Here is an 8,948-nt window from a genome sequence, read left to right on the forward strand (position 1 = left end):
ACCAGTCGCCGCCGACCTCGGTGGCGGTGTTGCCCGGCAGGTAGCGGCAGGCGATGTCGAGGCCCGCCGCCTCGGGGTCGCCCGGGGGCAGCAGGGAGCGCTGGAGGATCAGGGCACGCTCATGCTCCCGGCGGTAGAGGCGGGCGTTGTCGATGCAGACGGCGGCGCGGGCGGCCAGTTCCAGGGCGAGGGCGGTGTCGCGCTCGCCGAACGGCTCGCTGCCCTTCGTACGGGAGAACTGGGCGAGGCCGACGACGGTGTCGTGGGCGACCATCGGCACGGCGAGCGTGGACTGCACGACCCCGCCGCCGAGTTCCGGGCCCTCCTCGCCCTCCTTGCCGGGGATGACCCGGGCGTTGGCGGTGCGGAGGACGGCCGCGTGCGGGGAGTTGAAGGCGTAGCGGTGGACCTCGCCGACCTCGATGGCGTGCGGCTCGCCGCTGTCCCCGGCGCCGGCACCGCGTACGACCGGGGCGTCGGCCACGGCGCTGGCGAAGGCCACGCGGCGCAGCTCCGCGCTGCCGTCGGCGAGGCCGGGCGGGGTCTCGTCGCCGGCGAGCAGGCCCTGGTAGAGGTCGACGGAGGCCAGGTCGCAGAACTGCGGCACGGCGACGGCCAGCAGCTCGCGCGCGGTGGTCTCCAGGTCGAGGGAGTTGCCGATACGGGTGCTGGCGGCGTTGAGGAGGGCGAGGTTGCGGCGGGCGCTGGCGGCCTCGCGCTCGGCGTTGCGGCGCTTGGTGACGTCGGTGGCCAGCCCCGCGACGCCGATGGGACGGCCGCTCGCGCTGTGCAGCCGGAACAGGTGCAGCGACCAGCGGCGGCGCTCGGGGTCGCCGGGGACCGGACCCATGAGCTGAAGCTCCGTCACCGGCTGGCCGGTTTCCAGGACTTGGCGGAGGGCGGCGGTGAGGCGGTCCGCCTCGGCACGCGGGAGGTAGTCCCCGGGGCCGCGGCCGCGGTGGGACTCGACGGTGCCACCGAAGACGGTGGCGAAGCGCTCGTTGGCGCGCAGCACCCTGAGGTCGGGGCCGAACAGCAGGAATCCCATGGGAGATTGACCGAAAATCGCCTGCGAGGCGGCGAGGTCGGTCTCGATCCGGCGCAGCGCCCGCACGTCGACGACGAGGCACAGCGCGCCTTTTCCGCCACTCTCGGTCTCGGTCGGCATCACGTAGACCTCGGCGAGGCCCTTGGCCTCGGTGCCCTCCAGGGCGCGGAACGGCACGAGGCCGACCCAGTCGTGGCCGTCCAGGATCTCCGCGATCTTGCGGTGCCCCAGCTCGCGCAACTCGGCGGGTACGAAGGCAGCCACGGGGTCCTTGCCGATCGCGGCCGAGGCGGGTATGCCCAGGAGGTCGGCGGCGCGGCGGCTCCACTGGTCGATCCGCCCGTCCGGGCCCAAGGAGAACGAACCGACCCTGATGTAGTCGTACATCGACCCGGCGGGGCTCGCCTGCCACATCGCGGCACCAACACTCTCGTCGGGCGTCCCCGCCCCCGCTGGTATGTCGCTCACGCGCCCGTCCCCTCCAGCTCGCCTTGCCCGGACCGGCCTCCGCTGAGTATCCAGCACCGCAGCTATCCGGAACACGGCCTTCACGATCACAGCACTGTCTCATTCGGAGCGTTGTGATCAGCCCCGATTGGTCACAGCGGTGCGTACCGTCCGCGTTCGGATGGCCCGACCCGTCCCCGTTGATCAGTTACTTCCCCCTTCTACTAACCCGGCAGGACCAGCTCGAACCACACCGTCTTGCCCGAGGTTCCGCGCCGCGTGCCCCAGCGCCGGGAGGTGCGGGCGACCAGTTGCAGGCCGCGCCCGCCCTCGTCGTCGGGGCGCGCGTCGCGTGCGAGCGGGAGTTCGGGCAGCGGATCGGACACCTCCACGACCAGTGCGTCACCGCGGCCGCGGCGCAGGCACACGCCGATGGGGCCGGTGGCGTAGCGCTGGGCGTTGGTGACGAGCTCGCTGACGAGGAGTACGGCCAGATCGCTGATCGCGTTCAGCCCCCACTCGTTGAGGGTCGTACGGACCAGGGAACGCGCGGCGCGTACGGCGTCGGGCTCGTCGGGGAAGGTCCACTCGACACGGCTCTCGCCCGCTGCGGCGCACGGGGCAGGGGGAGTCGATTCGGGGGCCCCTGCGGTGTCGCTCACGCCGACCACTTCCAGACCGATGGCAGGCCCCGCCGTCCTTTTCCTGGGGAATTCGGGGGGATTTTCGGGTTGGCTACCAACGGCATACCCGGTATCAGCGCCCGGCTATCGCGACAAAGGGCGCAGCATGCCACGAAAGGCGCGCGAAACGGCGCACGGCCCATTCCGTACGCCCATCGACCCTGCCAGGGGCCTGGGGGCGGAGCCCCCAGGCGATTCCCGCCGGGACGGTGGGCGACCACCGCGGTGCGGCTGCCGCAGCCCGCACGAAACCGCCGACGGCTAGCGCAGCATCCGCATTGCTTCGGTGACGGCGGGGCGGTCCTCGGCCAGCCAGTCGACCTCGTCCACCTGGGACGGGGTGAGCCAGCGGAGGGCGTCGTGGTCCTCCAGGGGCTGGGGGTCGCCCGCGAGGAGGTGCGCCGTCCAGACCCGCAGCACGTACCCCGGCTTCAACTGCCACTCGCCGGGGATCCGCGCGATCGGCCGGACCTCGACGCCGAGTTCCTCGCGCAGCTCGCGCACGAGAGCCTCCTCCGGCGTCTCGCCGGGCTCCAGCTTGCCGCCGGGCAGCTCCCAGCGGCCGGCCAGCTCGGGCGGCGCACTGCGGCGGGCGGCGAGCAGCCGCCCGCCGTCCAGCACCGCGCCACCGATCACGATCCGCGGCTCTTCTCCGGGCACTTGGGGCGCAGGGTTGGTCACGCGGAGACTCTACGGCGACGCGACCACGCGGCGGCCCGGCGGCCCCACCGCCCGATAACCCGACGGCTCGGCGGCCCGACGGCACAGCGACGCGGCAGCCCGGTGGCACGCCGACGCGACGGCCCGGTGGCACGCACGGCGGCCCGGCGGCGCGCCGACCCGACGACACAACAGGCACAAACAGCGCGACAGCGCGCAACGGCGGCCTACGACGAAAGGCGGCGGCCGATGCGCTCCACCAGGTAGAGCTCGGGTTCACTCCCGCCGCCCTGCGCCCGGAGTCGCTCCGCGGTCCGCTCGGCCTCGGCCCTGGTCGCGTACCGCCCGACGCGGTAGCGGTTGCCGTTCTCCTCCTCGCGTATGACGAGCCAGGGCAGTACGGGCCCGATGTCCGTCATCGCACCACCCCTGACGCCGTCTCCCGCGCCGCCGTGCGCCGCGTCTCTTCGCCACCTGAAAACGCAATCCGCATATGCCCGACCCTACGCCCGGCCTTCACTCAACGGATACGGGTTTTCACGAAGAGGCAGCTATCCGGCCATTTGTTCGAGGTTGGACTTCCCCTCGCGAGCGTCGGCGACGGCGACGGCCATCTCGGCGGTGACCCCGGCCAGCGACGGGTTGGGCCAGGCGCTGCGCACGCCCCACCCGTAGAAGCCCAGGCCGAGCAGCGCGACGACGAGGATGTCCCAGCCGGGCGCCAGATAGCCCCGGCCGCCGAACTCCTCGCCGCCCGCCCACGACACGAACGCCATGACCAGCAGGTACGTCACCATCCAGGCGCCGGCCTTCAGATGCGGCTTGAGCTCGGCCCAGGGCTTGCGCAGCTCGTACCAGGCCCAGATCGGCAGCCCGATCGCCATGATGAAGATGACCTTGCCGGTCAGCGGCCAGCGGGCCCAGTACATGACCAGCGAGCCGAACACCATCGCCGTCGGCGCGATCACGGGCATCGCGCGCAGCCGCACCGGGCGCGGCAGTTCGGGCGCGAGGCGGCGCAGCGACATCACTGCGACCGGTCCCGTGACGTACGAGATGACGGTCGCGACGCCGACGATCTCGGCGATCGAGCCCCAGCCGCGGAACACCGCGAGGAACACGAAGGCGACGACCAGGTTCAGCAGCAGCGCGGGCCGCGGCACGCCCGTCCTGGGGTCCACCCGGCCGAAGACGCCCGGGAGATGGCCGTTCTCCTGCACGCCGTGGATCATGCGCGAGGTGGTCGCCGCGTAGATCATGCCGGTGCCGGAGGGGGAGACGAAGGCGTCCGCGTAGAGCAGCAGGGCGAGCCAGTTCAGGCCCCAGGCCAGCGAGAGGTCGGCGAGCGGGGAGTTGAACGACAGGCCGCTCCAGCCGCCCGTCTGGCTCAGGTCCGCGGCCGGGACGGCCAGCAGGAAGGCGGCCTGGAGGGCGAGGTAGATGACCAGCGCGATGAGGATCGAGCCGATGACGGCCTTCGGCAAGGACTTGCCGGGGTCGCGCGCCTCGCCCGCCATGTTGAGCGGCGACTGGAAGCCGTTGAAGGCCCAGACGATTCCTGAGACCGCGACCGCGCTGAAGACCGCGCTCCAGCCGTTCGGCGTGAAGCCGCCGTGCGCGGTGAGGTTGTCGGTGTCGAGGTGCGCGAGCAGCAGTGCGCCGGCGGTCAGCGCCGGGACGACGACCTTGAAGACGGTGATTGCGGTGTTGGTCTTGGCGAACAGGGAGATCGCGAACCAGTTGAGGAAGAAGTAGAAGACGAGCAGGACCGAGGAGGCGGCGACGCCGGTCCCGGTCAGTTCCTTGCCGTCGTACAGGCCTTGGGCCCAGCCGAAGTCCCAGGAGCTCACGTACTGGATGGAGGCGGTCGCCTCGCCCGGGATCACCGACACGATCGCGATCCAGTTGGCCCAGGCGGCCAGATAGCCGGCGAGCGAGCCGTGCGAGTACTGGCCGTAGCGGACCATGCCGCCCGCCTTCGGGAACATCGAGCCGAGCTCGGTGTAGGTGAGGGCGATGGTCAGGGCGACGACGGCGCCGATCACCCAGGAAAAGATCGCGGCGGGTCCGGCCAGCGCGGCCGCGCGCTCGGCGCCGAACAGCCACCCGGAGCCGATGATCGAGCCGAGGCCGACGGCGGTGAGCGCCACGGTGCCGAGCGACCGCCGGTAGTTGGAACTGGAACCCTGCTCCGTACTCAAGCCGTGGTTCTCCCTTCACCCCTCATGGACAGAACGCAAACCGCGCCATCCTAGGGATCGGAAAAGGGGCCAACTCCCGTGAAACCGCTCTTACCTGGGGGTCTGTGAGGTTTGCAACAGAAAGACCCGCCTCGCCCACCAGGGCAAAGCGGGCCTAACGCGCCAATCAGATCAGCCGCGGACCACCGGTACGGGCAGCAGCACCGGACCGTCCGGTGTCTTGCAGCAGGCATCCCCGCACGCCGCGTCGAGCGAGCAGCACAGCGAGCAGATCGGCCCGGCCTGCACGGGGCAGTCGGCGATGTCCGGCAGCTCGTACGCGGTCTCGCAGACGGCGCAGGTGTGGGTGGCCTCGGGGTTGACCACCTCGACGTCGGGCCCGTTGACCGGGTTCTTGCGGGCCAGGTAGTAGCGCCCGCCGGTCAGCCAGGCGATCAGCGGGCAGAGGACGAGCGCGAGCCCGCAGGCGATGAAGGTCGAGAACGCTTGGGCGTAGGTGCCGAAGAGGCCGAAGAAGGCCAGGATCGAGACGGTCGAGGCGAGGGTCATCGCGCCGAACCCGGCCGGGTTCACCGCGTACAGGTACGCCCGCTTGAACTCGATGTACTTCGGGCTCAGCCCCAGCGGCTTGTTGATCACCAGATCCGCGGCGACGGCGGCGATCCAGGCGATGCCGACGTTGGAGTAGAACCCCAGCAACTTGTTGAGTGCCGCGAACATGTTCATCTCCATCAGCGTCAGCGCGATGCCGAGGTTGAGGAAGATGTACCAGACGCGGCCCGGGTGGCGGTGCGTGACGCGGGAGAAGAAGTTCGACCAGGACAGCGAACCGCTGTACGCGTTGGTCACGTTGATCTTGATCTGCGAGACCACGACGAACACCGCGGCCGCGGGCAGCGCCACCGAACCGAGCCAGGGCCTGAGCGCCTCGATCTGCGGGGCGATCGGCTCCAGCGCATGCGCCTTGCCCACCGCCTCCAGCGCCACGAAGGCGAGGAACGCGCCGCCGAGCTGCTTGGCCGCGCCGATGATCACCCAGCCGGGGCCCGCGGCGAGCACCGCGAGGTTCCAACACGTCCTGTTCTCCGCGGTCTTGGCGGGCATGAAGCGCAGGTAGTCGGCCTGCTCGCCGATCTGGGCGATGAGTGAGAGCGCCACCCCCGTACCCAGCCCGAAGCCGATCCAGGAGAAGCCGGAGCCGGCCCCCTCCGTGCCGCCGAACGAGCCGAACGCGCCCCAGGCGTCAGGGGCTTCGAAGGCGAGGACGGCGAAGGGGAGCACCATGCCGATGAGCCAGATCGGCTGGGTCCACGCCTGCACCTTCGCGAGCGCGCCCATCCCGCGGAAGACGATGGGGATCACGATCAGCGTGGTGAGGAGGTAGCCGACCTCCAGCGGGAGCCCGACGGCCTGGTGCATGGCCTGCGCCATGATCGAGCCTTCCAGGGCGAAGAAGATGAAGGTGAAGCTCGCGTAGATGAGGCTGGTGAGCGTCGAGCCGAAGTAGCCGAAACCGGCGCCTCGGGTCACCAGGTCCATGTCCAGGCCGTACTTCGCGCAGGCGCGGGCGATCGGGATCCCCGTCAGGAAGATGATCGCGGCGGCGGTGAGGATCGAGGCGAACCCGCTGGTGAAGCCGTAGGTGAAGACGATGGACGCACCGATCGCGAAGTCCGCGAGGTACGCGATCCCGCCGAGCGCCGTGGAGGCGACCATCGTCGGCGACCAGCGGCGGAAGGAGTGCGGCGCGTAGCGGAGTGAGTAGTCCTCGCGGCTCTCGTCGGCGGCGAGCTTGGCGTAACTGCGCTTGGGCGGCGCGGAGTCGGGGCCTTCCGGCGCGGCGTCCGCGCCCTCCTCCGCCTGCGTGGATGTCGCGGTCTCCGTCATGCGCTGCCTTCCTGCCGTCCGACCTCGTGCGCGGGTACGGAACGGACGGTAGGCAGTGGACATGACAGGCCATCGCGGGGCGGGATTGCGCGCCTGTTACGAGAGCCAGGCGCGCGTTAACTCCGGATCACGGGGCGGCGGTCGAAGCCCTTGGAGCCCCGCCGATCGACGGCGGGTCATCTCACCGGCATGTGGTACGCGATGCGGTACCGGTCCGCCGGAACGACCAGGTCCGCGGTCTCGACCGGCCGCCCCGAGGCGAAGAACGTCCGGATCACGACCATCACCGGATGCCCCGGCACCCCGCCGAGCGCCGCGGTCTCCTCCGCCAACCCCGGCCGCGCACAGACCTCTTCGAGCACGTTGTCCACGATCACGTCGATCGCGGCCATCCGCTCGACCACCCCGCGCCCGGCCAGCGGACCCTCCTCCGGCAGCATCACGGGCGTGCGGCCGGTGATGGCCAGCGGCTCCCAGGAGGTGGAGAGCATCGCGGGCTCGCCGTCGGCCCGGTACACGTACCGGGTGCGCATCACCCGCTCCCCCGGCTCGATCTCCAGCCGCTCCGCGACCGAGGGGCTCGCGCCCTCCTGCTCGCTGCACGACTCCCACGTGCCCTTGATCCGCTCGTCGGCCTGCTCCTGGCGAAAGGGGGTCGACTCGCCCTCGGGCTGGTAGCCGGAGCGGGCCAGGCGGCGCGGCACGGGCCGCTCCCGCACATAGGTCCCCGATCCCGAGCGCCCCTCGACCAGGCCCTCGGCCATGAGCACCTTGCGCGCCTCCAGCGCGACGGTGTCGGAGACCCCGTACTGCTGGCGGATGCGGGCCTGGGACGGGAGCCGGGTGTGCGGCGGAAGCGAGCCGTCCACGATCTTCTGCCGCAGGTCGCCCGCGACGCGGAGGTACGCGGGCTGCTCACCGAAAGGCACGTGCGCCCCTCCGATCGGGTTGACAGATTGCAACAGCGTGGCAACCGTCGGTTGCTGTCCGCAAGCGGAGGCCAGGGATTCACTCGATGTGCTGATCTTGGTGGGCCTCAGGCATGAAGTCGCAGGAAGCGCGCGAGTACGGGGCGAGCGATCTGGGTGCCCCAGTTGCCCCAGTTGTAGTCGAATGCGTGGTCCGCCCACGGGATCTCGACGTACTCGTGCTCGGCACCCGCCGTAGTCAGCCGGGCGTTCAACTGGCGCGCCTGCTCGACCGGGACGATCCGGTCGTGGCTGCCGTGCAGCAGCAGCGTCGGCGGCACGTCCGCCCGGACGAGCCGGGCCGGCGACCCGTACCGGAACCCCTCCGAGGCCGTCATCAGCGAGCCGCCCATGAAGCGGCGGACCCTGGGGTCGGCCCGGCCGTCCCCGCCCGCGTCGATCATCCCGGCCATGTCGGTGGGCCCGTAGAAGGAGACCACCGCGCGCACCGAGGTGTCCCGACCGGTCTCGCAGGAGGGGCGCGGGCGCTTGTCGCGGCCGGTGTAGGCGGCGGCCAGCGCGAGGTTGCCGCCCGCGGAGGTGCCGGCGAGGACGATCCGCGCGGGGTCGATCGCGTAGTCGGAGGCGTGCTCGCGCACCCAGCCGATCGCGCACTTCACGTCGCCGATCTGCTGGAGCTGGGTGGCGCGGGGGGCGAGCCGGTACTCGATGTCGAAGACCGCGTAGCCCAGCTCGTTGAGCCACTGGTTCCAACGCGGGGTCTGGCTGCGGTGCCCCGACTCGTACCCCCCGCCGTGCACCCAGACCACGGCCGGGCGCGGGCTGCGCAGCGCCAGCCCCGAGCGGCCCTGCGGCAGCAGCGGGCCGTGCGCCAGGGCCCGCCGGGGCAGCGTGCGGTACGGGAGGAGGGCGTGGTCTCGGGGCAGCCAGACGTCCATCTTCATCCGCGACCTGCCCACGCGCGCGTACACCAGGGTGCGGTCGCGCTCCGGGCCGCGCGAGTAGTTCAGCCCGGCGAACTGGCCCGCCACGGACAGCCCTTCGCCCAGGTCCCGCGCCGTACGCCAGGCCGCGGCGTACGGCGCGGGACCTG

8 protein-coding genes are annotated in these 8,948 nt (G+C 71.4%); all 8 read right to left on the reverse strand.

Annotation, left to right across the window (positions count from 1 at the left end; genetic code table 11):
* Positions 1–1,462: PAS domain-containing protein (locus AOK16_RS12355; RefSeq protein ID WP_157859191.1), on the reverse strand; the 1,462-nt coding region annotated here is incomplete at its 3' end.
* A gap of 257 nt (positions 1,463–1,719) precedes the next feature.
* Positions 1,720–2,166, reverse strand: a complete 447-nt coding sequence (locus tag AOK16_RS12360; RefSeq protein ID WP_055472311.1) for an ATP-binding protein — start codon at positions 2,164–2,166, stop codon at positions 1,720–1,722.
* 273 nt (positions 2,167–2,439) lie between these two features.
* Positions 2,440–2,817 (reverse strand): (deoxy)nucleoside triphosphate pyrophosphohydrolase, encoded by a 378-nt coding sequence (locus tag AOK16_RS12365; protein ID WP_055472317.1) that lies wholly within the window; start codon positions 2,815–2,817, stop codon positions 2,440–2,442.
* Positions 2,818–3,065: 248 nt separating this feature from the next.
* Positions 3,066–3,257, reverse strand: a complete 192-nt coding sequence (locus AOK16_RS12370; protein WP_055472312.1) for an SPOR domain-containing protein — start codon at positions 3,255–3,257, stop codon at positions 3,066–3,068.
* Between the two features lie 132 nt (positions 3,258–3,389).
* Entirely contained in the window at positions 3,390–5,039 is a 1,650-nt protein-coding gene (locus AOK16_RS12375; RefSeq protein WP_055472313.1) for an APC family permease, read from the reverse strand.
* A 171-nt stretch (positions 5,040–5,210) separates the two neighbouring features.
* The gene (locus AOK16_RS12380; RefSeq protein ID WP_055472314.1) at positions 5,211–6,926 is read right to left on the reverse strand and encodes a purine-cytosine permease family protein; all 1,716 of its coding nucleotides are present in this window, start codon (positions 6,924–6,926) and stop codon (positions 5,211–5,213) included.
* Positions 6,927–7,102: 176 nt separating this feature from the next.
* On the reverse strand, positions 7,103–7,855 hold the full coding sequence (locus tag AOK16_RS12385; RefSeq protein WP_055472315.1) for a GntR family transcriptional regulator: 753 nt from the start codon (positions 7,853–7,855) through the stop codon (positions 7,103–7,105).
* Between the two features lie 107 nt (positions 7,856–7,962).
* Positions 7,963–8,948, reverse strand: a 986-nt coding sequence (locus AOK16_RS12390; RefSeq protein ID WP_055472316.1) for an alpha/beta hydrolase, incomplete at its 5' end; no start/stop codon positions are given.

Source organism: Streptomyces pathocidini (assembly GCF_001418495.1).
In the GTDB taxonomy this organism is placed as follows: Bacteria; Actinomycetota; Actinomycetes; order Streptomycetales; family Streptomycetaceae; genus Streptomyces; species Streptomyces pathocidini.

Excerpts from the sequence above, each read along its gene's own strand:
- AOK16_RS12370 (WP_055472312.1), bottom strand. The coding sequence starts at position 3,257 with ATGACGGACATCGGGCCCGTACTGCCCTGGCTCGTCATACGCGAGGAG.
- AOK16_RS12380 (WP_055472314.1), bottom strand. The coding sequence starts at position 6,926 with ATGACGGAGACCGCGACATCCACGCAGGCGGAGGAGGGCGCGGACGCC.